Source organism: Paraburkholderia bryophila, from assembly GCF_003269035.1.
Taxonomy (GTDB): domain Bacteria; phylum Pseudomonadota; class Gammaproteobacteria; order Burkholderiales; family Burkholderiaceae; genus Paraburkholderia; species Paraburkholderia bryophila.
In genome coordinates this window covers 127,076-152,871 of the sequence record NZ_QLTK01000018.1, presented here as the reverse complement: position 1 = coordinate 152,871, position 25,796 = coordinate 127,076, and the positions used below count along the sequence as shown (strand labels likewise).

At 63.7% G+C, this 25,796-nt stretch carries 20 protein-coding genes and 3 riboswitches; of the genes, 6 read left to right on the top strand and 14 right to left on the bottom strand.

The genetic code is table 11. The features are described 5' to 3' along the window. Positions 1–170: 170 nt before the first annotated feature. The 9 genes from BX591_RS23665 to BX591_RS23625 form a co-directional block, all read right to left on the bottom strand. Positions 171–3,482 carry an efflux RND transporter permease subunit gene (locus tag BX591_RS23665; protein WP_111933727.1) on the bottom strand — a complete coding sequence of 1,104 codons (3,312 nt, stop codon included), beginning with the start codon at positions 3,480–3,482 and terminating at the stop codon, positions 171–173. Positions 3,483–3,485: 3 nt separating this feature from the next. Further along, a complete protein-coding gene (locus BX591_RS23660) occupies positions 3,486–6,608 on the bottom strand; it encodes an MdtB/MuxB family multidrug efflux RND transporter permease subunit (RefSeq protein ID WP_111933726.1) in 3,123 nt (1,040 codons plus the stop codon). An 18-nt stretch (positions 6,609–6,626) separates the two neighbouring features. Beyond that, positions 6,627–8,036, bottom strand: coding sequence for an MdtA/MuxA family multidrug efflux RND transporter periplasmic adaptor subunit (locus BX591_RS23655; RefSeq protein ID WP_111933736.1), 1,410 nt, complete (start codon positions 8,034–8,036; stop codon positions 6,627–6,629). A 372-nt stretch (positions 8,037–8,408) separates the two neighbouring features. After that, complete coding sequence (locus BX591_RS23650; protein WP_111933725.1) at positions 8,409–9,245, bottom strand: IclR family transcriptional regulator; 837 nt, start codon at positions 9,243–9,245, stop codon at positions 8,409–8,411. 770 nt (positions 9,246–10,015) lie between these two features. Beyond that, positions 10,016–10,582: a manganese efflux pump MntP gene (mntP, locus tag BX591_RS23645; RefSeq protein ID WP_111933724.1), complete on the bottom strand. Its 567-nt coding sequence runs from the start codon at positions 10,580–10,582 to the stop codon at positions 10,016–10,018. A 7-nt stretch (positions 10,583–10,589) separates the two neighbouring features. Further along, positions 10,590–10,761: riboswitch (yybP-ykoY riboswitch) on the bottom strand. 79 nt (positions 10,762–10,840) lie between these two features. Next, the gene (locus BX591_RS23640) at positions 10,841–11,737 is read right to left on the bottom strand and encodes a cation diffusion facilitator family transporter (protein WP_244147100.1); all 897 of its coding nucleotides are present in this window, start codon (positions 11,735–11,737) and stop codon (positions 10,841–10,843) included. A 46-nt stretch (positions 11,738–11,783) separates the two neighbouring features. Next, the gene (locus BX591_RS23635) at positions 11,784–12,374 is read right to left on the bottom strand and encodes a TMEM165/GDT1 family protein (protein WP_111933723.1); all 591 of its coding nucleotides are present in this window, start codon (positions 12,372–12,374) and stop codon (positions 11,784–11,786) included. Between the two features lie 14 nt (positions 12,375–12,388). Next, a riboswitch (yybP-ykoY riboswitch) is annotated at positions 12,389–12,572 on the bottom strand. Between the two features lie 126 nt (positions 12,573–12,698). Beyond that, the gene (crcB, locus tag BX591_RS23630; protein ID WP_111933722.1) at positions 12,699–13,079 is read right to left on the bottom strand and encodes a fluoride efflux transporter CrcB; all 381 of its coding nucleotides are present in this window, start codon (positions 13,077–13,079) and stop codon (positions 12,699–12,701) included. Positions 13,080–13,159: 80 nt separating this feature from the next. After that, a riboswitch (Fluoride riboswitch) is annotated at positions 13,160–13,220 on the bottom strand. A 52-nt stretch (positions 13,221–13,272) separates the two neighbouring features. Continuing rightward, on the bottom strand, positions 13,273–14,460 hold the full coding sequence (locus tag BX591_RS23625; RefSeq protein WP_111933721.1) for an ammonium transporter: 1,188 nt from the start codon (positions 14,458–14,460) through the stop codon (positions 13,273–13,275). Between the two features lie 407 nt (positions 14,461–14,867). Here BX591_RS23625 and BX591_RS23620 point away from each other — a divergent pair, with 407 nt between their 5' ends. Continuing rightward, complete coding sequence (locus tag BX591_RS23620) at positions 14,868–16,637, top strand: sensor histidine kinase (protein WP_111933734.1); 1,770 nt, start codon at positions 14,868–14,870, stop codon at positions 16,635–16,637. 69 nt (positions 16,638–16,706) lie between these two features. Here BX591_RS23620 and BX591_RS23615 read toward each other — a convergent pair whose 3' ends face one another. Then, positions 16,707–17,033 carry a hypothetical protein gene (locus BX591_RS23615; protein WP_111933720.1) on the bottom strand — a complete coding sequence of 109 codons (327 nt, stop codon included), beginning with the start codon at positions 17,031–17,033 and terminating at the stop codon, positions 16,707–16,709. Positions 17,034–17,206: 173 nt separating this feature from the next. After that, a complete protein-coding gene (locus tag BX591_RS23610; protein WP_111933719.1) occupies positions 17,207–17,788 on the bottom strand; it encodes a DJ-1/PfpI family protein in 582 nt (193 codons plus the stop codon). Between the two features lie 326 nt (positions 17,789–18,114). On the opposite strand from BX591_RS23610, the gene BX591_RS23605 reads away from it, so the two are divergent. From BX591_RS23605 to BX591_RS23590, 4 genes are all read left to right on the top strand, one after another. Next, positions 18,115–18,594, top strand: coding sequence for a BCAL1086 family glycoprotein (locus BX591_RS23605; protein WP_111933718.1), 480 nt, complete (start codon positions 18,115–18,117; stop codon positions 18,592–18,594). Between the two features lie 88 nt (positions 18,595–18,682). Beyond that, positions 18,683–19,162, top strand: a complete 480-nt coding sequence (locus BX591_RS23600; protein WP_111933717.1) for an Rrf2 family transcriptional regulator — start codon at positions 18,683–18,685, stop codon at positions 19,160–19,162. A 133-nt stretch (positions 19,163–19,295) separates the two neighbouring features. After that, the gene (locus tag BX591_RS23595; protein ID WP_111933716.1) at positions 19,296–19,943 is read left to right on the top strand and encodes an NAD(P)-dependent oxidoreductase; all 648 of its coding nucleotides are present in this window, start codon (positions 19,296–19,298) and stop codon (positions 19,941–19,943) included. A gap of 173 nt (positions 19,944–20,116) precedes the next feature. Further along, on the top strand, positions 20,117–22,777 hold the full coding sequence (locus BX591_RS23590) for a mechanosensitive ion channel domain-containing protein (protein WP_111933715.1): 2,661 nt from the start codon (positions 20,117–20,119) through the stop codon (positions 22,775–22,777). Positions 22,778–22,925: 148 nt separating this feature from the next. On the opposite strand, the gene BX591_RS23585 is transcribed toward BX591_RS23590, so the two are convergent. Then, positions 22,926–23,600, bottom strand: coding sequence for a cysteine dioxygenase family protein (locus BX591_RS23585; protein WP_111933714.1), 675 nt, complete (start codon positions 23,598–23,600; stop codon positions 22,926–22,928). Between the two features lie 138 nt (positions 23,601–23,738). On the opposite strand from BX591_RS23585, the gene BX591_RS23580 reads away from it, so the two are divergent. Continuing rightward, positions 23,739–24,206 carry an Lrp/AsnC family transcriptional regulator gene (locus BX591_RS23580; protein ID WP_111933733.1) on the top strand — a complete coding sequence of 156 codons (468 nt, stop codon included), beginning with the start codon at positions 23,739–23,741 and terminating at the stop codon, positions 24,204–24,206. Between the two features lie 294 nt (positions 24,207–24,500). On the opposite strand, the gene cynS is transcribed toward BX591_RS23580, so the two are convergent. Then, positions 24,501–24,971 (bottom strand): cyanase, encoded by a 471-nt coding sequence (gene cynS, locus BX591_RS23575; RefSeq protein ID WP_111933713.1) that lies wholly within the window; start codon positions 24,969–24,971, stop codon positions 24,501–24,503. 42 nt (positions 24,972–25,013) lie between these two features. Further along, positions 25,014–25,673: a carbonic anhydrase gene (locus BX591_RS23570; RefSeq protein WP_111933712.1), complete on the bottom strand. Its 660-nt coding sequence runs from the start codon at positions 25,671–25,673 to the stop codon at positions 25,014–25,016. Between the last annotated feature and the right edge of the window lie 123 nt (positions 25,674–25,796).

The window sequence follows — 25,796 nt, the reverse complement described above, 5'->3', positions numbered from 1 at the left end:
AAAGCCAAACCGCACTTCCATCTCGCGTACAAACTCGCTTGATGCGGTGGGGCTTAGGCTTAAGTTGAGAGCATTGCCCCGCACAGGGGCAACGCCAATAAACCACTAACAAATCAAGAAAAGGCCAACACCGCAAGCCCGCACCCAAAATCGCCGAACAGGCAAAAAACTCAAACCGCCGCCGCCCCCTCCCGCCGCCCCTTCCTGGACTCCCACCGAACCCGAATCCGATCCATATAAAGATAAACAACCGGCGTAGTGTAAAGCGTGAGCATCTGACTAACGATCAACCCACCGACGATAGCGATACCAAGAGGAGCCCTCAACTCAGCCCCCTCCCCACGCCCAAAAGCCAACGGCAAAGCCCCCAACAAAGCAGCACAAGTCGTCATCATAATCGGCCGAAACCGCAACAAACACGCCTGATGAATCGCATCGCGCGAGGACAGCCCTTGCCGGGAAGCCTCAATAGCAAAGTCCACCATCATGATCGCGTTCTTCTTAACGATACCAATAAGAAGAATCACGCCAATCAGAGCAATGATGCTGAACTCAGTCTTGAACAGCAACAAAGCCAGCAGCGCCCCAACCCCCGCCGAAGGCAACGTCGACAGAATCGTGAGCGGATGAATATAGCTTTCATAAAGCATCCCCAGCACGATATAAACCGCCGCCAGCGCGGCAAGAATAAGAATCGGCTGATCCGACATCGACTGTTGAAACGCCTGCGCGGTGCCCTGGAAGCTGCCATGAATGGTGCCGGGCATGCCGATCTGCGCCATCGTGTCGTAAATCGCCTGCGTCGCCGTCGACAACGACACCCCCGGCGGCAAATTGAACGATATCGTCGACGCGACGAACTGGCTCTGATGGTTCACCGACAACGGCGTATTCCCGGGCCCAAAGCTGGCGATCGCCGACAACGGCACCATCGTCTCTTTGGAGGTCGACACAGCCGCCCCAGAAGAAGCACTCGACTTCCCGCTCGCCGCAATCGAGTTGATCGCCTGATTGCGCGCCGAGTCGGCCGCGATACTGGCCACGCTGGAAGCGGTCGTCCCCGCTGTACCACCCGTAGAAGCGCTGGTAGAACTCACCGCAGCAGCAGCCGTCACCGTCCCGGCCGGCGCGTTGGTGGTCTGCGCACCGCTAGCACTGCCCCCCGACGTACTGACGTAAATCTGCTTCAGCATATCCGGGCTCTGCCAGTACTTCGGCGCGACTTCCATCACAACGTGATACTGGTTCAACGGGTTATAAATCGTCGACACCTGACGCTGCCCGAACGCGTCATACAAGGTGTTATCGATCTGCGCCGGTTTGATCCCCAACCGCGAAGCCGTCGCGCGATCGATCGTCACCATTGCCTCAAGACCGCCTTGCTGCTGGTCCGAGTTCACGTCGGCCAGTTCGGGGCGCGCCTGCAGCGCTTCGGTCAGCAACGGTCCCCACTTGTACAGATCGGGCGTCGAATCGGCGAGCAACGTGAACTGATACTGCGCGTTCGATTGCCGCCCGCCGACGCGAATATCCTGCACCGCTTGCAGGAACGTTCGCGCGCCGGCCACGTCGCCGAGTGGGGCGCGCAGTTGCTGGATCACCTGATCCGCCGACAGCTTGCGCTGGCTCTTCGGCTTCAGGGTCACGAACATGAAGCCGGAGTTGGTTTGCCGTCCACCAGTAAAACCGGCCACGCTATCCACGGCGGGATTCTTGCCGACGATCTCCATCATCTGCGCGAATTTGCCTTTCATTGCCTGGAACGACGTGCTCTGGTCGGCCTGAATGCCGCCGATCATGCGGCCCGTGTCCTGCTGCGGAAAAAAGCCCTTCGGCACGATGATGTACAGCCACACGTTCAAGCCGATCGTCGCGATCAGAATCGCCACGATCAGGCGCGGATGCAGCAGCGCCCATCCCAGCGTGCGCTCATAGCCGCGCTGCATGCTCGCGAAGCCGCGTTCCAGCCACTGCGCGAAACGGCCTTCTTCCTTCTGCTCGTGCGGTTCGCGCAAAAGGCGCGAACACATCATGGGCGTGAGGGTGAGGGAGACGATCAGCGATACGCCGATCGCCAGCGACAGCGTCAGCGCGAACTCGCGGAACAGCCGCCCGACGATGCCGCCCATCAGCAGAATCGGCAGGAACACGGCGACCAGCGAAATACTGATCGACAGCACCGTGAAGCCCACCTCGCGCGCGCCGAGAAACGCGGCTTTCATGCGCGGCACGCCGTTTTCGATGTGCCGTGAGATGTTCTCCAGCACGACGATCGCGTCGTCGACCACGAAGCCGGTCGCGATGGTCAAGGCCATTAACGACAGGTTGTCGATCGAAAAGCCCAGCAGATACATCGCGCCGAACGTGCCGATGATCGAAATCGGCACGGCGATACTCGGAATCAGCGTCGCGCGCCAATTGCGCAGGAACAGGAACACGACCATCGTGACCAGCGCGACGGCGATCAGCAGCGTGCGCTCGGTGTCCTTCAGCGACGCGCGGATCGTGGTCGAGCGGTCGCCCGCCGGCGCGATGTCGACGTCGGCCGGCAGCGATGCGTGCAGTTGCGGCAGCATCGCCATCACCCGGTCGATGGTGTCGATAATGTTGGCGCCCGGCTGGCGGTACAGAATCACCAGCACCGAACGCTTGCCGTTGAAGAGGCCGAGATTGCGCAGATCCTCGACCGAATCGACCACCTCGGCAACGTCGGACAGCTTCACCGCCGAGCCGTTGCGATACGCGATGATCAGGTCCTTGTACTGCGACGCCTTGCTCGCCTGATCGTTGGTATAGATCTGCACGCGGTTCGCGCCGAACTCGATCGAACCCTTCGGGCTGTTCGCGTTCGCCGCGGCCAGTGCTGCGCGCACGTCCTCGAGACCGATGCCGTAATGGGACAGCATATTCGGCTCGAGTTCGACGCGCACCGCCGGATTCGCCGAGCCGCTCACGTCCACTTCGCCGACGCCATCCACCTGCGACAGCGACTGCTGCAGCACCGTCGCCGCGGAGTCGTACAGCTGCCCGGCGGTCAGCGTCTTCGACGTGAGCGCCAGAATCAGGATCGGCGCGTCGGCCGGATTGACCTTGTGATACGTCGGGTTGCTGCGCAAGCTGGCCGGCAGGTCGGCGCGCGCGGCATTGATGGCCGCCTGCACGTCGCGCGCGGCGCCGTCGATGTCGCGATTCAAGCCGAATTGCAGCGTGATACGGGTCGAGCCGACCGAACTCATCGAGGTCATTTCGGTGACGTCGGCAATCGAGCCGAGATGTCGCTCGAGCGGGCTGGCCACACTCGTGGCCACCGTATCCGGGCTCGCGCCCGGCAAGCTGGCCTGCACCGAGATGGTCGGGAAATCGACCTGCGGCAGCGGCGCCACCGGCAGCCTGGTGAACGCGAACACGCCGGCCAGCGCAATGCCGACCGCCAGCAACGTGGTGGCGACCGGGCGGGAGATAAACGGACGCGACAGGTTCATCGCTCAGTTCCCTGCATCGGTGGCGGGCGACGTAGGCTTGCTACGGTTGAAACGTTCACGCGCGCGACGGCCCAGCGAGTCGAACGCGAGGTAGATCACCGGCGTGGTGAACAGCGTCAGCAACTGGCTGACGATCAAACCGCCCGCAATCGCGATACCCAGCGGCCGGCGCAGTTCGGAACCCGCGCCCGTGCCGAGCATCAGCGGCAACGCGCCGAGCAGCGCGGCGAGCGTGGTCATCAGAATCGGCCGGAAACGCAGCAGACACGCCTGATAGATCGCCTCGCGCGGCGGCTTGCCTTCCTCGCGCTCCGCGTAGAGCGCGAAGTCGATCATCATGATCGCGTTCTTCTTCACGATACCGATCAGCAGCACGATGCCGATAATGCCGATGATGTCGAGATCGTGCCCGGTGATCAGCAGCGCCAGCAATGCGCCGACGCCGGCGGAGGGCAGCGTCGACAGAATCGTGATCGGGTGAATAAAGCTCTCGTACAGCACGCCGAGCACGATATACATCGTGACGATGGCCGCGAGAATCAGGAACAGTTCGTTCGACAGCGACGCCTGGAACGCCAGCGCCGCGCCCTGATAGCGCGTCTGGAACGACGCCGGCAAGCCGATGTCCTTCTGCGCCTGATCGATCGCCTTGACCGCGGCGCCGAGCGACGAGCCCGGCGCGAGGTTGAACGACACGGTCGTGGCCGGGAACTGACTCAGGTGCGTGACCAGCAACGGCGCGGGCTTCTCGGTGAAGCGCGCGATCGAGGACAGCGGCACCTGTCCGCCCGACGACGTCGAGGAGGGCAGGTAGATCGAATTCAGCGAGTCGGTGTAGTGCTGCATCGACGGCTGGGCTTCGAGGATCACGCGGTACTGATTCGACTGCGTGAAGATGGTCGAGATGATGCGTTGCCCGAACGCGTCGTACAGCGCGCTATCCACCGTAGCGGGCGTGATGCCGTAGCGCGACGCCGTGGCGCGGTCGATCTCGATGTACACCGACTGGCCGTTGTCCTGCAGGTCGGTCGCGACGTCGGCGAGTTCGGGCGACTGCTTCAGCCGGTCGACCAGCTTCGGCACCCACGTGGTGAATTCGCCGATATTCGGATCGGTCAGCATGAACTGATACTGCGTCGGGCTGACGGTCGAATCGATCGTCAAATCCTGCACCGGTTGCATGTACAGCGACGCGCCCGCGATGTGTTGGACATCTTTCTGCAATTGGCGGATCACGTCGCTCGCGGTATTGCTACGGTCGTCGCGCGGCTTCAGGTTGATCAGCATGCGGCCGCTGTTCAGCGTGATATTGCTGCCGTCCACGCCGATAAACGAGGTCAGGCTTTCCACGTCCGGATTCTTCAGGATCTGCGCGGCGAGTTCCTGCTGGCGCTCGGCCATCGACGCATACGACACCGACTGCGGCGCCTGCGTAATGGCCTGGATCACGCCGGTGTCCTGCACCGGGAAGAAGCCCTTCGGAATGAAGACGTACAGCACGCCGGTCAGCACCAGCGTGAGCAGCGCGACGAACAAGGTGGAGCGTTGGCGCTCCAGCACCCACGTGAGCGCCACGGCGTAACGGGCGATCACCCAGTCGATCGCCCGGTGGGCCTTCGCTTCGAAGCGGTGGCTCTCGTGCGGCGGCGTGTGGCGCAACAGCTTCGCGCACATCATCGGCACGAGCGTGAGCGACACCACCGCCGAAATCACGATCGTCACCGCCAGCGTGATCGCAAATTCGTGGAACAGACGGCCCACCACGTCGCCCATGAAGAGCAGCGGAATCAGCACGGCGATCAGCGACACGGTCAACGAAATGATCGTGAAGCCGATCTGTTTCGAGCCCTTCAGCGCGGCTTCGAGCGGATCCTCGCCTTCTTCGACGTAACGCGCGATGTTCTCGATCATCACGATCGCGTCGTCGACCACGAAGCCGGTCGCGATGGTCAGCGCCATCAACGATAAGTTATCCAGCGAGAAGCCGCACAGGTACATCACGGCGAGCGTGCCGATCAGCGACAGCGGCACCGACAGACTCGGAATGATGGTCGCGTAGACGTTGGCGAGGAACAGGTACATGACCAGCACCACCAGCACGACCGACATGGCCAGTTCGAACTGCACGTCGCGCACGGAAGCGCGGATCGTGGTGGTGCGATCGGTGACGATCCGCACGTCGAGCGCGGCGGGCAGCGATTGCTGCAATTGCGGCAGCAGCGCCTTGATGCTGTCCACCACCTGGATCACGTTCGCGCCCGGCTGGCGCTGCACGTTCAGAATGATCGCGGGCGTACCGTCGACCCACGCGCCGAGCTTGGTGTTCTCCGCGCCCTGCACGATGGTCGCGACGTCGGTCAGCATCACCGCGCGGCCGTTCTTGTACGCGATCACCGCGCTCTTGTACGCCTCGGCGTCGGTGAGCTGGTCGTTCGCGTTGATCGTGTAATTGCGCGTCGGGCCGTCGAAGTTACCCTTCGGCGTGTTGACGTTCAGGTTCGAAATCGTGGTGCGCAGATCGTCCAGATTCAGACCGTACGCGGCCAGCGCGCGCGGGTTCGCCTGAATGCGCACGGCCGGGCGCTGGCCGCCGGACAGGCTCACCAGACCCACGCCCGCGACCTGCGAAATTTTCTGCGCGAGACGCGTGTCGGCCAGATCCTGCACGTCGGTCAGCGGCATCGTCTTCGAGGTGATGGCGAGCGTGATGATCGGCGCGTCGGCCGGATTGACCTTGGCATAGATCGGCGGGGCGGGCAGGTCCGACGGCAGCAGATTGCCCGCCGCGTTGATCGCGGCCTGGACTTCCTGCTCGGCGATATCCAGCGGCAAATCGAGGCTGAACTGCAGCGTGATGATCGACGAACCGGCCGAGCTCTGCGACGACATCTGATTCAGCGACGGCATCTGCCCGAACTGCCGCTCGAGCGGCGCGGTCACGGACGAGGTCATCACGTCCGGGCTCGCGCCCGGATAGAAGGTCTGCACCTGGATGGTCGGATAGTCGACCTCGGGCAGCGCGGAGAGCGGCAGGAAGCGCAGCGCGACGAGACCGACCAGCATGATCGCCGCCATCAGCAGCGCGGTGCCGACGGGACGCAGAATAAAAGCGCGGGATGGATTCATGCGGTAAGTGCCGTGCCTTTATTGCGAGTCTTGCGTCGCGTGTTTGCGATGGTGTCCGCGCGTGCCGGATGCGCCCGAGGCCGCAGCCGCGCCGCTGGCACCATGGGCACCGCGTGCGCCCGACGCGCCGCGCGGCTTGTCGGCCGGGATCGTGATCCTGGCGCCTTCCTTCAGGCGGTCCGAACCGTCGATCACCACGCGCTCGCCGACCTGCACACCCGACTTGATGCTGGTGCGCTCGCCGTCCACCGGGCCGACCTTGACCGGCCGCACGGTGACCGTGTTGTCCGGCTTCACGACGTAGACGAACTGACCCATCGAGCCGTTCAGCACGGCGGTGGTCGGCACGATCACCGCATCTTTGATCGTATCGACCAGCAGGCGCGTATTGACGAACTGGTTCGGGAACAGCAGGTTGTTCGGGTTCTGGAAAATCGCGCGCAGCTTGACGGTGCCCGTCGTGGTGTCGATCTGGTTGTCCAGCGTTTCGAGCGTACCGCCTTCGAGCGATGTGGTGTTGCTGCGGTCGTACGCGGTGACCGACAGCTTCGCGCCCGTTTGGGTCTGCTGGATGATCTGTTGCAGGTTGTCTTCGGAGGTGGTGAAGATCACGCTGATCGGCTGCAACTGCGTAATCACGACGAGACCGTTGGTCAGGCTCGGTGTCACGTAGTTGCCCGGATCCACCTGGCGCAAGCCGACGCGCCCGGACACCGGCGCAGTGATGCGCGCGTAGATGAGGTCGAGCTTGTACGTGTCGATGTTCGCCTGGTCGGATTTCACCGTGCCTTCGTATTGCCGCACCAGCGAAGCCTGCGTGTCGACCTGCTGGCTCGCGATCGAGTCTTGCGCGAGCAGGGTCTGATAGCGCTTCAGGTCGAGGCGGGCGGTTTGCAGCAACGCCTGGTCGCGGGCGAGCGTGCCTTGCGCGTTTTCAAGCGAGATCTGATACGGGCGCGGGTCGATCTGGGCGAGCACGTCGCCCTTTTTGACCATCTGGCCTTCCTTGAAGAACACGTCCTGCAGCGTGCCGCTCAACTGCGGCAGCACGGTGACATTGGCCAGCGGGGTGACCGTGCCGAGCGCGGTCAGCACGACCGGCATTTCGCCTTGCGTTGCCGTGGCCACGTGAACCGGTTGCGCCAGGTTAGCCATGGCGCCGCGGCCACCACGACCGCCGCCGCTCGCGCCACTGGCGCCGGCTGCCCCGCTTGCGCCGCCGCCGGGGCCGCCCCACGGATGCCAGCGCCACAGCACGACGCCGAGGATCACCAGCGCCGCGACGATCAGCGCGATGTTCCGGCCGCGATGCCGCTTGACCGCGCCTGGCGCGTAGCCGGACGAATGCGCTGGGCCGCCGCTAGTGGACGGTTGGGAAGCCGGAGTGGCAGGGCGAGTGGTTTCCGAATGCTTTTGTTGTTCGTCCATCGGTTCGGTCTGGTGGCTGGCTTTGAGTGAGCCGCTCGCGCGGTCGAGCCGCTTCGACTTCAGGCGGACCGGCACGCGGGCGTGACAGGCGGTTTCGACAGCGGGAGCGGCGTGCTTGTTCTGCGCGATGCTACCGGAGGCGCGGGACAAAGATGTTAACGCAATGCGGCGTCAATAAATGGCCGACGGGGTGTTATCTAAGGGGATAACGCCCGGCCGGCGCCGCGGCCCGCGACGGGAATGCATGATCCTACGTCTTCGGCTCTGTAACAGTCCACCCGTGTTTTTTTCCTTTGATTACGAAGGTTACAGGATGGATTGAGGCGCTCATGACGCCGTGCGGCGTGTATTGTGGCCCACCGCCGCGACCTGTCAGGTATCGAGCCGACGTCCTGGCGTGCCGCCGATCTCCAGCACGATTTGCGCCACGCATTCGAGCAGGGCAGGCGCCGCGCGCGAAATCAGCCAGTCGCGCGGGCACTGGTCGGCAGAGCCGCCGCAATTGACCGCATAGCGCTCACCCGAGGGTCCGGTGAAGCCCAGTGCAATCGCGTTCAGGCCGTTGTGCCATTCGCCCGTGGCGATCGCATAACCGCGTTCGATGGTATCTTCCAGCGCCGCGTCGAGGCGGTTGCCGACGTGGCCCCAGTCGTCGCCTTCGGCGGCTTGCAGGCCGATCAGCAGCGCGTCCCGATCCGCCGGCGCGAGTGCGGCCAGATAGGCGCGGCCGATGGCGGTGCGGCTCAGGTTCATCCGCGAGCCGATTTCGAGGCGCGACACGAGCACCGCCGAACGCGGACGGATTGCGTCGATCACGACCATGTCGAGACGGTCGCGCACTGCCAGATGGACGGACAGTGCGGTGCGCTCGGCGAGCGCGATCAGAAACGGCCGGGCGCGTGCGCGGATGTCGAAATTGCGCAGGAAGCCGTTGCTCAACTCCAGCACCGACGAGGTCAGCACGAAGCGCTCGCTGTCCGGCAGTCTGAACAGGAAGCCCGCACCGACCAGCGTGGCGGTGATGCGCGACACGGTGGGCTTTGGAATGCCGGTCAACTCGGTCAGTTCGCGATTGCTGAGCGGCGCGTCGGCCGCGGCGACCGCGCGCAAGACGGTCAGACCGCGGGCGAGCGCGGTGACTTCGTCGCTCGAACCTTCTTTGTCTTTCAGCGGGTCCACGTCGGGCCGGGAGGGCTTAGGTCTGTTCATGTGGTTTTTGTGGAACTTTATTTCAGTTTTTTGGACGCGGCCCCTGTGGCGACGGTCCCGGGAAGTATCGCTGACAGGCCCCAAAATGGGGCATAAACTGCATTTTTCATCAGAAGATTCATTGTATCGGAATATTTTGCCGGGACGAGGAACGTCTCTTTAGATTTTGCTTGACTTAGTCAGCATAACCATAAAAAATGGAATCTCATTTCGAAAGACGGTTTCAGGTTCTTTATTTTGAATGTCAGGAACCCCGCCGTGGCCCGCGCAGTGTCTGGTCGAGTGTCTTCAAACAGTCCACCGTAACAGTCTGTGCCGCGCGTCCTTCAGGGCGCCGCATCGTTGGGTCAACTCTTTCGAATACCGTCTCTCAGGTTCTAGCACGGCCCTCGGAATGGCTAGAACTTTTTAAGGCGTCACGGCAACGTGACGCCTTTTTTTTCGCCGGCCGGATACGCGTGACATTTTCAGTAAGCAAGTTATTTCCAATGCCAAGGAATAATCGCGCGCGGCTGATGTTTAGTCGTTAGTGCGTGCGGATTGCATGCGCGCGGCGGAGAACCTGATGCGTGGTTATAGGTGGTCCAGCAGTCGCACTCAAGCGGATCACGGTTTCATTGTCGTTGCGGCAATGGTCGTCGTCCCCCATGCATGGACGGACGAAGCCTTCGACCCGCATAACCCGAGCTACGGTTTCCGCTAGGGTCTCGTGCTCGAAAACCGAAAACCGCGCCTTGACCAATGGCCGGAATACGCCAGCCCGACGGCCCTCAAAGCAACTGCAAATGCTCCACGAGAATGATGCAGCCAATGCCGATCAACACCACGCCACCCGCCATCTCCGCGCGCTTGCCGACCACGTCGCCGATCACACGGCCGAGCAGCACGCCGATCGTGACCATCGTTGCAGTGGCTAGTCCGATTGCCGCCGCGGTCGAGTAAATATTGACGTCGACGAAGGCGAGACCCGCACCGACCGCCATGGCGTCGATACTCGTGGCGAAGCCGGTCAACGCCAGCAGCCAGAACGAGTGCGCGGCCGGTTTTTTCTCGTCGGCTTCGCTGGCCTCGAAGCCGTTGCGGATCATGCGCGCGCCGAGGATGGACAGCAGCGCGAACGCGATCCAGTGATCCCAGGCGGACACGTATTGCGCCGCCGCCTTGCCGACGAACCATCCGGCCAGCGGCGTCAGCGCTTCGATCACACCGAAGATGAGACCCGTGCGTAGCGCTTCGCGCCAGTGCGGGCGATGCAGCGTGGCGCCTTTGCCGATAGCGGCCGCGAAGGCGTCGGTGGACATGGCGAAAGCGAGGAACAGTGTGGCGACGGGATTCATGAAAGGAGGCGCTCGAGGTCGGGCGGAAACCGCGACACACCGCGCGCCCGACCGGTCGCGTGATGTGTCGATGGTCTTGCCAACCCAAGGGCTACCTGCACCACGGTCTGCGCGACCGAGAATGTTGACGCAGGCGCTTCTACGCAGATAGAAGCCGGCTACTCCCCAAAGACAGCGGCGAGCATAGCATGCATGAAAGGTTTATGTAATAACGTTCGCGTGACGTCGCGCTCGTGATTCATCGGCAACGGCAACGTGCTAGGCGACCAGGTCGTCCAAGCGCTCGTCCTTGATGCCCGCCGGCTCGAGATGCGCAACGACATCGGCGGCCTGGAATAAACGCTGCACCGCTTTTTCGGCGTTGTCGCCGATCGTATGGCCCGCTTCGACCGTGAGCGATCCGTCGACTTCCACATGAAACTCGACGAAGACCCGGTCGCCGCCATTGCGGGTCCGCATATCGTGCAGGCCTTTCACGCCGTCGCAGCCGAGCACCGCCGCCTCGATCCGCGTGCGATCCGCTTCGTCCAGTTCACGGTCGAGCAGTTGCAGCAAAGCCTGCGCCGCCATGCCCCGCGCATTCCACACCATGTACACGGAGATGGCCAGGGCGCCGATGGCATCGGCACGGGTCCAGTCAAGAAAGCGTTCGAGCAGAAGCGCGACCAGCACCGCGAGATTGACGGCCACGTCCGTGACATAGTGAGCCCGGTCGGCGGCGATCGCGGTGGAACCCGTGCGCCGGACCACGAGCGTCTGCATGCCGACGAGTCCCGCCGCGATCACGGAACTGGCGACGATCACCCAGATGCCGAGGCCCGTCTGGTTCAATACCTCCGGCACGAAGAGGCGATGAATGGACTCGGCGCCGAGCCCGAGCGCGGCGCCCGCCAGCAGCAGTGCCTGGACGAAAGCGGCGACCGCTTCGGCTTTGCCGTGACCGTAGCGATGCCCGCGATCGGCGGGCCGCGCGGCATAGCGGACACCCGCAAACGTCACCGAGGACGCCACGACGTCCACCAACCCGTCGGCCGCGGAAGTCAGCAGGGAAATGGAGCCCGTTGCCAGCCACGCCCACACCTTGACGACCACCAGCCCCAGCGCGACCCCGAGCGCGATCATGGAGGCCATGCGTCGAAGTGCTTCGTCGGACATGCGTTCGGACATCGTGTCGGCCTCTTTACCGGGACAGGGGCAAGGATCAGAACATTGGGTGGGCGTCGGGGTAAAGCGCCGTGCGCAACGCGAAACCGCCGAGCACCACGAAGATGACCGCCGCCAGTATATGCACGGCCTTCGTCGGCAGACGGTCGGCGAACTTGTGTCCCAGATAGATCACCGGCACGTTGGCCAGCATCATGCCCAGCGTCGTACCAGCCACCACGCCGAAAAATTCGTGAAATCGTGCTGCCAGCGCGACCGTCACGATTTGCGTCTTATCGCCCATTTCCGCAATGAAAAACGTGATCGCGGTCGTGCCGAACACGCCCATCGAATCCTTCATGGGCAAGGTGTCGGCGTCGTCGAGCTTGTCCGGAACAAGAATCCACACCGCCATGACCGCGAACGACGCCACGACCGCCCAGTTCATGATCTCCGGCCGGATGACGCTGGCAAGCCAGGCGCCTAGCGCGCCGGAACAGGCGTGGTTGATCAGGGTCGCGGCGAACACGCCAAGCACGATCGGGATGGGTTTGCGATACCGCGCGGCCAGGACCAGCGATAGCAACTGGGTCTTGTCGCCGATTTCGGCGAGCCCGACCACGCTTGTGGAGACGAGGAATGATTGCATGGAGATTTTTTATAACCGGGCCGCACGGTCAATACACGATGACACGCACTCCCGCGACCCGGCTGGTGGGAGTGTGAGTCATCGGTCTTGCCAGGCGAAACGCTGCACGCGCCATGACCGGTCTGGCGACCGGGCAAGTATGTTGACGCGAGCCCCTGAACCTGAAGTCCAGGGCGGCTACTCCCCGAAGAGGGGCCGATTATAGCTGTCGGCTCGTGACCGCAGCAAGGCGTTTGGCCCGGTCTTGCGACGCGTTCGCTCGAAAGACGCCGTTCGCCGTGCGCTTCGTTCGTGTTTCAGCGCGCCGTCAGTGCGCCGTTGCCGTTACCGCGACAGCAGCGAGACGGTGGCGATGCCGAGCATGGTCATCATCAGCGACGCGCCGACGTGAAGGACGATCTCGCCCGCTGCCCAGCCGAGCCGACCGTCCTGCAGGCGTTGCACGACTTCCGCGGAAAACGTGGAGAAGGTAGACAGGCCGCCCATCAGCCCCGTGATGACGAACAGCCGCCATTCCGGCGCGATCTGTGGCGCGCGCGCGAAGCCGGCGACCGCAACGCCGATCACGTAACCGGCGATCACATTGGCGGCGAACGTGCCGAGCGGCAGGCCGGTGAACACGCCGTTCAGGCGGATGCCGAGAAACCAGCGAAATAGCGAACCGAGTGCGCCGCCAATGGCGACAGCAAGAATGGACCAATACATGGGAGGAGACCTGGCAAGACAGGAGGGTCGACAAACCGGCCTGGGCGGACAATGCGCGATGCCGCGTCCGCAATCATCCGGGCGTAGCAGGCATCATCAGCCCGAGGGCGGTTAAGGGAGAATGCCATCTCCAGGGCGCAAGTCTAACATTGGCGAGTGCTTGTGGGGACAGGGTGGCGCGACGGGGCGCGGCTCACTCCGAGGTCGCCGAGATCCGGTGAATCGACAGATCCGCGCCGTTGTACTCCTCTTCCTGATCGAGCCGCAAGCCCACCGTCAGGCGAATCGCGCCGTACACCAGCGTGCCGCCGAGCGTCGCCACCGCGATACCGCCCAGCGTGCCGACCAGCTGCGCGCCGAACGACACGCCGCCCATGCCGCCCAGCGCGCGCAGACCGAAGATGCCCGCCGCGAGGCCGCCCCATGCGCCGCACAAGCCATGCAGCGGCCATACGCCGAGCACGTCGTCGATACGCCAGCGGTTCTGCACGCACGTGAACATATGGACGAACAACACGCCGGCGATACCGCCCGTTACCAGTGCGCCCAGCGGGTGCATCAGATCCGACCCGGCGCAGACCGCCACGAGGCCGGCCAGCGGCCCGTTGTACGTGAAGCCGGGGTCGTTGCGGCCCGCGAGCCACGCGGTCAGCGTGCCGCCGACCATCGCCATCAACGAATTGACGGCGACGAGGCCGCTGATCTTGTCGACGGTCTGCGCGCTCATCACGTTGAAGCCAAACCAGCCGACCGCCAGCACCCACGCACCCAGCGCCAGAAACGGAATGTTCGACGGCGGATGCGCGGCGATGCCGCCGTCGCGATGGTAGCGACCGTGCCGCGGACCCAGCAGCAGCACCGCCGGCAGCGCGACCCAGCCGCCGAACGCGTGCACCACCACGGAGCCGGCGAAGTCGTGGAACGGCATCCCGAAGGCGTGGGTCAGCCAGTCCTGAATGCCGAAGCGTCCGTTCCAGGCGATCCCTTCGAAGAACGGATAAACGAAGCCGACCAGCACGAAGGTCGCGAACAGTTGCGGATTGAATTTCGAGCGCTCGGCGATACCGCCGGACACGATGGCCGGAATCGCGGCGGCGAAGGTCAGCAGGAAGAAGAAGCGCACCAGCGCATAACCGTTATGTGCGGCCAATGTCTCGGCGCTGTCGAAGAACCGCACCCCATACGCGATGGTGTAGCCGATGAAGAAATACGCAATCGTCGAGACCGAAAAGTCCACCAGAATTTTGACGAGTGCATTGACCTGATTCTTTTTGCGGACCGTACCGAGTTCGAGGAATGCGAACCCTGCGTGCATGGCGAGCACCATGGCCGCGCCCAGCAAAAGGAACAGGGTGTCGGTGCCGGTTTTCAGACTTTCCATCGAGGTGTCCCGCTTATTGGCAAAAAGCGGGCAGTGAATGCAAGAAGTGGGCCAAATAGGTGCCGACAAACGCGGTGGCGGTGCAATGACGCACCGGAATGGGCGGGTGTGGCGATCCGGAAAATTACGACACCGGGTTATTTGCACCTTTAGTTTCGTATAAAGCACTATTTAAGTGCGTCTCCGTTCATCGCAGGGCGCCGTGATTCAAACTCGTGCATGACCTTGTGAATTGCTTACTTTTCATTCAATCACCCAACGATTTATGCGGATTCGCTGCACGCGTCCGCGGCGCCTGGCGGCTCAGACCTGGTTCATGGCGTGGCCGCTTTGTTTCCCGTGCAAACGCCGACATAATGTGCCGTCCCGAGCACGATCTGCCGGCTACCGACTTCTACCGCGCACGCATGAGACTGACCACCAAAGGCCTGTTGCTGATCGCAATTCCGGCCCTCTTCGAACTGGCGCTTCTGTCCGGCCTGGTGAAGGCGCAGTCGGACGCGACGCAGGCGGAGCGTTGGGCGATCCATAGCGAAGACGTGCTGCGCCAGACCACCGCGATTCTCGATCCGGTGCTGGGCGAATCCGTGGCGCTGCGCGGTGCGGTGCTCGCCAACGACGCGCGCTTTGTCACGCCGGTCACGGTATGGATGGACGTCGACCGGCGGATCGATCAACTGGCCGACCTGGTGGCCGACAATCCGGCACAGGTCGAGCGGGTCGTGCAGGTGCGGCAGGCGGCACAGGCTTATCGCCAATGGTCGGACCGCGTGCAGGACATGCTGCATTCCGGCCGGCGGCGCGATGTGCTCGATCGTTTCCGCGATCTGGCGGCCGCCGACGTGCTCGATCGTTTCCGGCAGCAGGTGGCGGCATTCCAGTCCGAAGAGCGACGCCTCGACGCACTGCGCTCGAATGCCGCGGAATCCGCGCGCGAACGCCAGCAGATTCTCGTGGTCGCGGCCGTGCTCGGCTCGCTGCTGTTCGTCGCGTTGGCCGTCTGGCTGTTTACGCGCGGCGTGCGCGGCCGGCTCGCCTTGCTGTCCGACAACGCCGGACGGTTGGCCGGCAATGAGCCGCTGGCGCCGATCGGCCCGGGCCGCGACGAAATCGCCCGGCTCGATCTGACCTTGCACGACACCAGCCGGCGCCTGCTCGAAGCCGAGCGGATCCAGGCGCGCTTTCAGGCCGACCTCGCGCGCCGCGCCGGCGAACTCGCACGAATCAACGAGACCTTGCGGCAACAGACTCAGGAAAACGAAATGTTCATCTACAGCGTGTCGCACGATCTGCGTGCGCCGCTGGTGAACCTGCAGGGTTTTTCGAAGGAATTGATCCGCGCGTGCGACGAACTGCGCGCGGCGGTGCGCGAGTCGTCGCTCGGCGCCGAGGCGCGGCAGCGGATCGAGCGGGTGGTCGACGAGGACATCGGCGAAGCACTGCACTATCTGCAGACGGCCGTGCTGCGCGCGTCGCACATTATCGACGCGCTGTTGCGACTGTCGCGCGTCGGCCGCGTCGAGTACCGGCAGCAGAAGGTCGAAGTGCGCGATATCGTGCCGCGCGTGATCGACGCGATGCAAGGCTCGATCCGGGCGCGGCATGCGCATGTCAGCGTGCATGAGTTGCCCGCGGTGTGGGGCGATCCGACCGCGCTCGAACAGGTGTTCGCCAATCTGATCGGCAATGCGGTGAACTATCTCGACCTGGCGCGCGAAGGCCGGATCGAAATCGGCACGACGGCAGCGCCGCCGGGCGTGCACTCGCTGCGAATTTTCTACGTGCGGGACAACGGTTTGGGCATTCCGGCCGTCGCCTTGCCGCGGCTATTCAATGCGTTTCAGCGGCTGCACGGTAACGCGGCGGCCGGCGAGGGCATCGGTCTGGCGCTCGTGCGCCGCGTGGTGGAGCGCCACGGCGGACGCGTGTGGGCGGAATCGAAAGAAGGGGTGGGCACGACGTTTTATCTGTCGCTGCCCGAAGCCGAGGCCAGGTCGGCGCAACTGGCTGCCGAATCGCGCGTTGCGCCGGCAGCGCCCGCGGCTGGGGTTCAACCGGTGGGCGGACCGCGCAACCTGCCGCGTGACGTCGAGGGGCGTGACCGCACGAACCTGATAGTGAGTGGCAGCGCGACAAGCCAAGTTGTGGATGAGAAGCCGGGTGTCAGCGCGGGCTGATGCGGCAGGGGGCCGCCCATGCGGGATGCGGCCGGCCAACGGCGGGTGGAACGAAATTGGGCGCGAGCGTCAGCACGCGGTGAAAAGTTGCCGGGGTCTAAGGAGGCGGCGGCCGCGGATCGACCAGTAGCAACCGAACGCTGCCAGAACGACGACGCTCGCGAGTGCTTCGACCGGCCCAAGATGCCGGCCGCCCAAACCTTCCAGTGTGACCAGACTGCGTTCGATAATCAGCAGCGCGCCCCATAGCGAGCACGCGGCCTGCGCCAGCAGACGTGTGCCGGCCAGACGCCGCGCGCGGTTCTCGCGCGACCAGCCGGCCCGCGTGCGTGCGCAGAAAAAAATAATCGCCATCAACGTGACGGCGAGCATGACGATCCAATCGGTCAGTTCCATCGGAAGACCCTCCCAAGTCGATCGGCGACTATAGGAAGCCCCTCCGTTGAACACTATCGGACGAGTCTCAAATTTGGGATGGAAGGCGGCGAGCGCGGCTTGCCGCATCGGGCAACGCGTTCGCCGCTGGGCCGGCGCTGAAGCTAAAGCTAAAGCTCAGCGCTCAGGGCGGATCAGAGCTCGATCCGGGTGCCGAGCAGCACGAGGAATTGACGCAGCCATTCCGGATGCGCGGGCCATGCGGGCGCGGTGACGAAATTGGCGTCGGTGATCGCGGCGTCGACCGGAATGTCGGCGTAGTCGCCGCCGGCCATTTTCACTTCCGGCGCGCAGGCCGGGTAGGCGGAGATGCGCTTGCCGCGAATCACGTCGGCGGCGGCCAGCAGTTGCGCGGCGTGGCAGATCGCGGCGATCGGCTTGCCAGCTTCGGCGAATTGCCGCACCAGTTCGATGACCTTCGGATTGAGCCGCAGATACTCCGGCGCGCGGCCGCCGGCGATGGCCAGCGCATCGTACTGACGCGGATCGGCGTCGTCGAACGATGCGTTGAGCGCGAACAGATGGCCCGGCTTCTCGGTGTAGGTCTGGTCGCCTTCGAAATCGTGGATCGCCGTCTTGATGCGATCGCCCGCCTTCTTGTTCGGGCACACGGCGTCGACGATATGGCCGACTGCCTGCAGTGCCTGGAACGGCACCATCGTTTCGTAATCCTCGGCGAAGTCGCCGGTCAGGAACAGGATTTTCTTTGCTGCCATTGCATGCCTCCAATTGAGCAACGCTACACATCGAGCGCGGAAATACGCTTCGGCAGTCTACTCCAACCCGTTTGACAGAACCGCGACGATGCAGGCGATCAACGCGAGCTACGCGATCAACGAACGCGATGCGTGGTCAGATGGCGAAGCGGTGCGGCGTGATGCGATTTGACTCGATACGCATTGCCGCTAGCGACGCTGAACGTGCGGCCTGAGCTCGCGTGCCTGGCCGCTCGAAGGCACGCAAAGGCCGATGTGCGATGCGACGGCGTATCATTGGCGCGTTTTCGCAAGCGGAAGCCGCTCGATGCGGCTCACACTAAACCATGATTTCATTGCTCCATTCGCGTTTGTTGCGCCGTGCCGCCGTCGTCCTCGTCGTATTCGGCGGGCTGGCGGCTTGTCAGAAGAACGACGCGTCGGCGGGACAGGTTGCCGGCACGCTCAACAATGCCGCGCAGGTCGCCAGTCAGAAACTCGATCAGGCGGCCAGCTATGTCGGCCAGCAGGTCGACGCGACCAAAGATGCCGCCCAGCAGAACCTCGACTCGGCAGCCTCCGCGCCGTCCATCAAGATCGATCCCAGCGCATTGGCGTCGACCGCGCAGGCGAATTTGCAGAGCGCGGCGAGTTCGGCCAACGCGCAGCTCGGCAAGGCCGCGTCGCTGACCGGGCAGGGCCTCGAAACCGCCGGGCGCAAGCTGCAGGACTGGTCGGCGCAAAACTCGGCGTCGGCGGCGAATGCGTCGGCTTCGGGATCGTCCATGGGCGATTCGAGCGACGCGCAAAAGCAGATGGACAAGTGACCGGGCCGCTTGGCCGGGTCACCCGTTTGACAGTCGGATTAAATGTAATTACCATGGTTACACATTGTCGTCGCCGGGCAGGTTTGCTGTGAATACGAGTAGCCGGTTTGCCTTCGCGGTGCACGTGCTCGCGCTGCTGTCGTTGCAGGAGGGCGTGCCGCTCTCGTCGGAAATGATCGCGGGCAGTGTCAACACGAATCCCGCGTTGATCCGGCGGCTGTTGTCCATGCTGGCCGAGGCGGGTCTCACCACCTCGCAACTCGGCGCGGGCGGCGGCGCGCTACTCGCGCGGCCGCCGGAGCAGATCAGTCTGCTCGAGGTATATCGGGCGGTGGACGACGCGCAATTATTCGCATTGCATCGCGAGGAGCCGAATCCGGCGTGCATGGTCGGGCGTCATATCCAGGGTGTGCTACGTGGCATCGTCGACGACGCGCAACGGGCCATGGAGGCGTCGCTCGGCGCACGGACGCTGGCCGATGCCACGGCGGACGTGGTGCGGGCCGAGCGGCAGCGGGAACGCAAGCGGCGCGCGCATCACGCCGGTGGCGACGTCGCGAAGAAGTAGCAGGGCGGGAGGGCGCATGTGCATGTCGAAACGACATGCGTGCCTGATCGCGGACAGGGGCTTGGGCCCCTCTTTTTTTCGCTCTATATGTAATCGACATAGTTACATATAAGCCAATCACAGGAGTATTGAAATGAGTAAGCTATTGAAGATCGCGTTGTTTGGCGCCACCGGCATGATCGGCTCGCGAATCGCCACGGAAGCCGCGCGCCGCGGGCATCAGGTGACGGCGCTGGTGCGCAACCCGGCGCGCGTGCCGGCCGGCGTGGCGGATCTGACCGCGGTGCAGGCGGATCTACTCGACGCGGCGAGCGTCGGCGCCGCGGTGCGCGGGCATGACGTGGTGGCGAGCGCGTATTCGCCGCCGCAAGGCGAAGCCACGGTGGTGGGCACGGCGACCCGAGCCTTGGTGGACGGCGTGCGCGCGGCGGGCCTGAAGCGCCTCGTGGCGGTCGGCGGCGCAGGTTCGCTCGAAGTCGCGCCGGGCAAACAGCTGGTCGATACGGAAGGCTTCCCGGACGCGTACAAAGCGGTCGCGCTCGCGCATCGCGACGTGCTGACGTACTACCGCGGCGTCACCGATCTCGACTGGACCTTCTTCGCGCCGGCCGCGCTGATCGCGCCGGGCGAGCGCACCGGCACGTTCCGCACCGGCACGAACACGCTGCTGGCCGATGCACAAGGCAATAGCCGGATTTCGGCGGAAGACTATGCGGTCGCCTTCGTCGACGAGTTGGAGCAGGGGCGTTTCATTCGTCAGATCGCGACGGTGGCGTATTGAGCTTGTTGAGTTTGACGGCGGACAGAGCCGGCTTTCCGGCCTAGGACGGGACCGCGCGCAGTGTGCTGGTGAAGGCATCGGCGCGCGGCGTCCTAACATTCGGTTACGCATGTTCGGTCGCGCCCGATAAAACTGCGGCTACACTGGCGTCTCCCGTTTTCTTACGGATTGCCATGCAGTCATGCCCATTGCGGCGTGAGTCCGAGGCTGCGCCGTCCAACGGCGGGCAGCCGGCGATTCACGCCGTGTTTCATTTTTCCGCGCTTCGTGAGGGGCCCGGCATTTGCCGTTGCCATGGCGCTCGCGCGCGTTTTGCCGCGTGGTTCCGTGCTTGTTTCAGTGCATGGTTCGGCGCTTGGACGGCCGCGTTCTGTGCCGTGCTGATCCTGTGCGCCGGCTCGCTGCCTGTGAATGCCTGGGCCGCCGGCGTGGCGACCAGCACACCGGTGATTCCCGCGTTGCAAAGCCTGATCAACAGCGCGACGGCGAACCCGCCCGCCGCGGCGTCCGGCGCCTCAGCGGCGGATGCCGCGTCCGCGCCGACCGCCGCAAGCCAGGCGGAACTGGCGCGCTCGCTCGACAGTGTGATCGCCACGCTCGACAACGACCGCCAGCGTACCGCGCTCGTCACCCAGCTCAAGAAGCTGCGCGCCGTCTCGCAGAACGTCGCGCCGCCCGCGCCGGCTCAAGCGAGTCCCGGCTTGCTCGGCGCGATCGCGTCGGGCATTGCGGCGTTCGAATCCGACGTGCATCAGGGCCGCACGCCGGTGCGCTATTGGGGCGGCCGCTTCAACGCGGCCGGCAACGAGCTGTACACGATCGTCTCGGGCCAGGGTCAGGAAAGCTTCGGCCGCATCCTGTTCTCGATGATCGCGATGCTGGCCGGCTGGGGCGCCTGTGCCGGCGCGCTGGTCTATGTGCAGCATCGGTTGTACCGGCGGTTCGGCATTCTCATGGGACTCAACCCGAATCCCACCACGGGCGAGTTGCTGATCTTCGCGCTGCGCCGTGTCGGGCCGTGGATCGTCGCGTTTCTTGCCGCGCTGCTTTTTGTCCGCGCGATGCCCGATGCGCTCGGCCGAACGCTCGGCATGGTGGTCGCGTATGCGATCGTCGCGGGCGCGGTGTTTTCGGCGATCTGCCTGATCATGTTTTCGCTGTTCGGCTCGGGGCACCGGCGGGTGGCGGTGCGCCTGCTGATCGATCACGCGCGGCGCCTGCTGTTCCTGGTCGGCGTGTGCGGGGCGCTCGGCGACGCAGCCGTCAATTACGACGTCGCGCATCAGCTCGGTTCGAATCTCGCCGCGTTGATTTCGACGGCGGCCAATATGACGGCCGCGATTCTCGCCGGTTACTTCGCGCTGGCGTTCCGTCGGCCGATCGCGCATCTGATCCGCAACCGGCCGTATCAGCAACGGACCGACCACAAGGCCGCGACCGATGCCTTCGAGGTGCTCGCCGCGCTCTGGCATGTGCCGGTGCTGGTGCTGGCAACCGCCTCGGTGGTCGCCACGCTTGGCGGGTCCGGGTCCAGCGAGAACGTGCTGCAGATTTCGGTGGTGACCGCGCTGCTGCTGGTGCTGGCGTTTTTCCTCTCGGCCGTCGTGTTGCGCATGACGCGTCCGCGCAACGCGCGTTCCCGTCGCCGCTCGCCGTATCTGACGCGTTTGCTGCGGTTTTGCGGCACGCTGCTGACGCTCTTCATCTGGCTGTTTTTCTTTGAACTCGCGGCGCGCTTGTGGGGGGTGTCGCTCGCGGAAGTGATCGAGGAAAACGTCGCGGCGCGCGGAATCGCGCATGCGGTGACGGCCATCATCGCCACGGTGTTTATCGCGTGGCTGTTGTGGATTCTGGTGGACACGGCAATCACCGAGGCGCTCAGTCCCGGCGGCTCGCGCAACAAGGGGCGCGGTCCGAGCATGCGGGCTCGCACGATGCTGCCGCTCGTGCGAAACGTGCTGCTGGTGTCGATCATGACGGTCGCCGGGATCGTTACGGCGGCCAACCTCGGGATCAACGTCACGCCGCTACTGGCGGGCGCCGGGGTGATCGGTCTGGCGATCGGCTTTGGCGCGCAGTCGCTCGTGACCGACCTGATCACGGGGCTGTTCATCATTATCGAAGACACGATTTCGGTTGGCGACTGGATCGACGTGGACGGCGGTCACGCGGGCACGGTCGAGCATCTGTCGATCCGGACCGTGCGCTTGCGCGATGGACAGGGCGCGATCCACGCGATTCCGTTCTCGCAGATCAAGATCGTCAAGAACCTGTCGCGCGATTTCGCGTACGCGGTGTTCGAAGTGCGCATGTCGTTTTCCACCGACGTCGATCAGATCACGCAGTTGATTCGCGAAGTCGGCGCCGATCTGATGGCCGATTTCCGTTACCGGCGCGAGATGCTTGGCCCGATCGAGGTGTGGGGACTCGACCGTTTCGATCCGAACTGGATGGTCGTCAAAGGGCAGATCAAGACGCGGCCGCTGCAGCAATGGAGCGTCGCGCGTGCGTTCAATCTGCGGCTTAAACGCAAGATGGACGAAGCCGGCATTGAGATTCCGGTGCCGCAGATGCGGGTGTACACGTCGTCGAAGGATAGCGAAGGGCAGCCTTTGCGGGACGATGAGATGTCCGGGTTCGTGCCGCAGGGACATGGTCCTGCGCAGACGGGTGCGGACTCGTTTTCAGCTTCCGCGTCGCGGGGCGTGCATGCGCCATTGACGGTGGCGCGCGACGTGTCCCACGAACCGCGTCCGGCACCGCCGCCGACCGGGCAGACCGCGCCGATCCCGCCGCAGATTCCGACGGCTGGCGAAGCGGGCGGGAAGAGTTGATAGACGTTGCCGCGGATTGGGCCGCCGGCGATGGATGCGCCGGCCGGTGACGTGTTCGACCGGCTGACGCGTTGCTGTCTTGTACCGCAGTGAAAGCGTGCCATTGCAGCCTGGCCAGGCCGGAACCTACGTTTAACGATCGATCAAATCAGGCCAGTGCCGGCGCATCGGCCGTGCGGACGATGTCATTGACGTGCGTCGACATCCGCTCGCCCGCGACGCCGTAAACATGCAGGGAAACGGCCGGCGCGTCGCCGCGATTACCCAACTGATGAATCCCGCCGCGACCGCCACGCACGAACGACACCGCGCCGTGCTTGCGCGCTTGTGTGCGGGTCGCGCTGGCGCAATGCCGTGCATCGTTCCATTCGAATATCGTTTCGCTCAGCGTGCCGTCCAGCACCGCGTAGCCGCACCAGGTGTGGTGCGCGTGGACAGGGCTCGCCTGGTGCGGCAGCCACACCAGCGCGGCGATCGCATAGCGGCCGTGCGGATCGGCGGCCAGCAGATGACGGCGGTAGTTTTCCGCCGTGCCTTCGCGTTGCGCCGACGTCAGCAAATTGGGGCTGGCCGCGGCGTGAGCCAGCGCAATGCGCATACTGCGCGCGAAGAACGTGGAATCCGACGGCTCGGGGAATGCCGCGCAGGCCTCGAAGATGGCGTCGAGCGCATCGCACAGATGGGCGAGGGGAGCGGTGCGCTGGGCGGCTGAGTGCACGTCCGATTGCGCGTCGGCGTGTTCAGGCGAGTTGGTCAACTGAGATGAAGCGGCGACCCGCGCTGAGAGAGGGGCGATAAGGGCGTTACGAAGGGCTTGGCTCATGATCGTCGCGCAGCCGTGCGGCTGTCTGGGAGTTATTTTCGGATAGCGACATTTATACCCGTTTGCTCGGAGAAAGAGTTTCCATATAATTCCCCTCGGAGTCTCAAAAGTAGAATAATTTCCTATGGGGGTGTCATGATGGGAATGGATATCATCGACCGGAAGCTGTTGGAGCTGTTGCAGGAGGATGCGACCATGCCGATCGCCGAGCTGGCGCAGCGCGTGAATCTGTCGCAAACGCCCTGCTGGAAGCGGCTGCAGCGCCTGAAAGAGGCCGGCGTGATTCGTGCACAGGTGGCGTTATGCGATGCGCGCAAGCTTGGGGTGGGCACGACGGTGTTCGTCGCGGTGCGCACGAATCAGCATACGGAGGAGTGGGCCCAGACCTTCACGCGCGCGGTGCAGCAGATACCGGAGGTCGTGGAGGTTTATCGGATGAGCGGGGAAACCGATTATCTGTTGCGGGTCGTGGTGTCTGACATCGATGACTATGACCGGGTTTATAAGCTTCTTATTGCCGCCGTGCCGCTTTATGACGTGAGTTCCAGTTTTGCCATGGAGCAGATCAAGTATTCGACGGCGCTGCCGGTTCGGTATTCGGCGTAAAGGCGATTTGACGGGCATAGCCTTTTCCGGCGGGCCTTCCCGGTTCAATGCTTGTGAATGATCGCCAACTATCCGATATACCGGCGGATACGGCAGCCGGGAATCCGTGCGCGAGCAGGTGATGATTTTCAACTGGGACGCCACCGCACAACCGGGCGGATTGTTTCGATTGTCTGAGCGGATGCATGCGGCGATGGCCAAAGTGCCTGAAATCTTCACCGTTTCAATTGTTTGATAGGTATTCCAAATCAACGCGGTGGAGTCGTCCCCGTAAGAAACGACTCCCTGCTGGCCTCAGAACGGCTTGGTCGGCAGATACTTACCGTCGAGCGTGATGACGGCGCGCGAGCCGCCTTCCGGGTCGTCGACTTTCTTGATGTCGAGCTTGAAGTTAATCGCGCTGATGATCCCGTCGCCAAACTTCTCGTGAACCAGCGCCTTCAGCGTCGAACCGTAGATCTGTACCATTTCGTAGAACCGGTAGATCGTCGGATCGGTCGGCACGCCTCCCGGGATGCTGCCGCGCACGGGGATGGTTTGAAGCAGGCGAACTGCGTCTTCGCCGAGTTCGAGCTTGTCGGCCACGGCCTTCGCGGCGTCGGCCGGCAACGGATGCTGGCCGAGCAGTGCGGCGGTGACGAATGCGACGCTGAGGCCCGTGCCTTCGTTGATCTGCTCGAACGTCAGGTTCTTGCGGACCTTCGCGTCGATGATCGCGTCGGCCAGTGCTTCACGGGGGGCTTGGCTATATTGCGATTGCGTCATGATGATGCTCCTTGAAATGGCGTGAAATTGAACGGAAGTCGTTCAGGCAGCGAGGTTGAGTCGAGCCGGGGTTGCACGAACATGCGGCTGTTCCGCGAGAGAAACGAAGCGGTTCGTCGTGCCGTCGAGCGCATCGATCGAGCCGGTTTCGATGTCGTACACCCAGCCGTGCAGAGCCAGATGTCCTTGTTCGAGTGCAAGTCGTACGGAAGGATGAGTCTTGATGTTCGCGAGTTGGGCAATCACGTTTTCGCGCACCATCGAGTCGACCCGGTCGTGTTCGCTCTTGTGCTCGCGCGCCTCGTTGACGACTTTCGCGGAATCCGCGTAATGCAGCCAATTACGCACGGCCGGCATGTGATCCATGCACTTGCAGGTGGCAATGGCCGTCATCGCGCCGCAGTCGGAGTGACCGCAGATCACCACGTCGGTGACGCCGAGCGCCGCGACCGCGTATTCGACCGTGGCGGTCACGCCGCCCGGTTCCGGGCCATAGGACGGCACGATGTTGCCGGCGTTGCGGATCACGAACAGGTCGCCCGGCTCGCGCTGCGTGACAAGTTCCGGTACGAGCCGGCTGTCCGAGCACGAGATGAATAACGTACGCGGATGCTGGCTCGTGGCCAACTGCCTGAAAAGCTCGGAACGCTGCGGAAACGCGTCGCGCTGAAACTTCAGGAAGCCGTCGATAATTTCTTGCATGTTTCGCTCCATCAGGGTGTTGGTCGAGAACCGATGGACGAAGAATGCGCCGATCAAACTATAGCGTCAAAGACCGGTTTATTATCATGTCTATAGGCAAATCAAATAGTTTAAGGAGGGCGC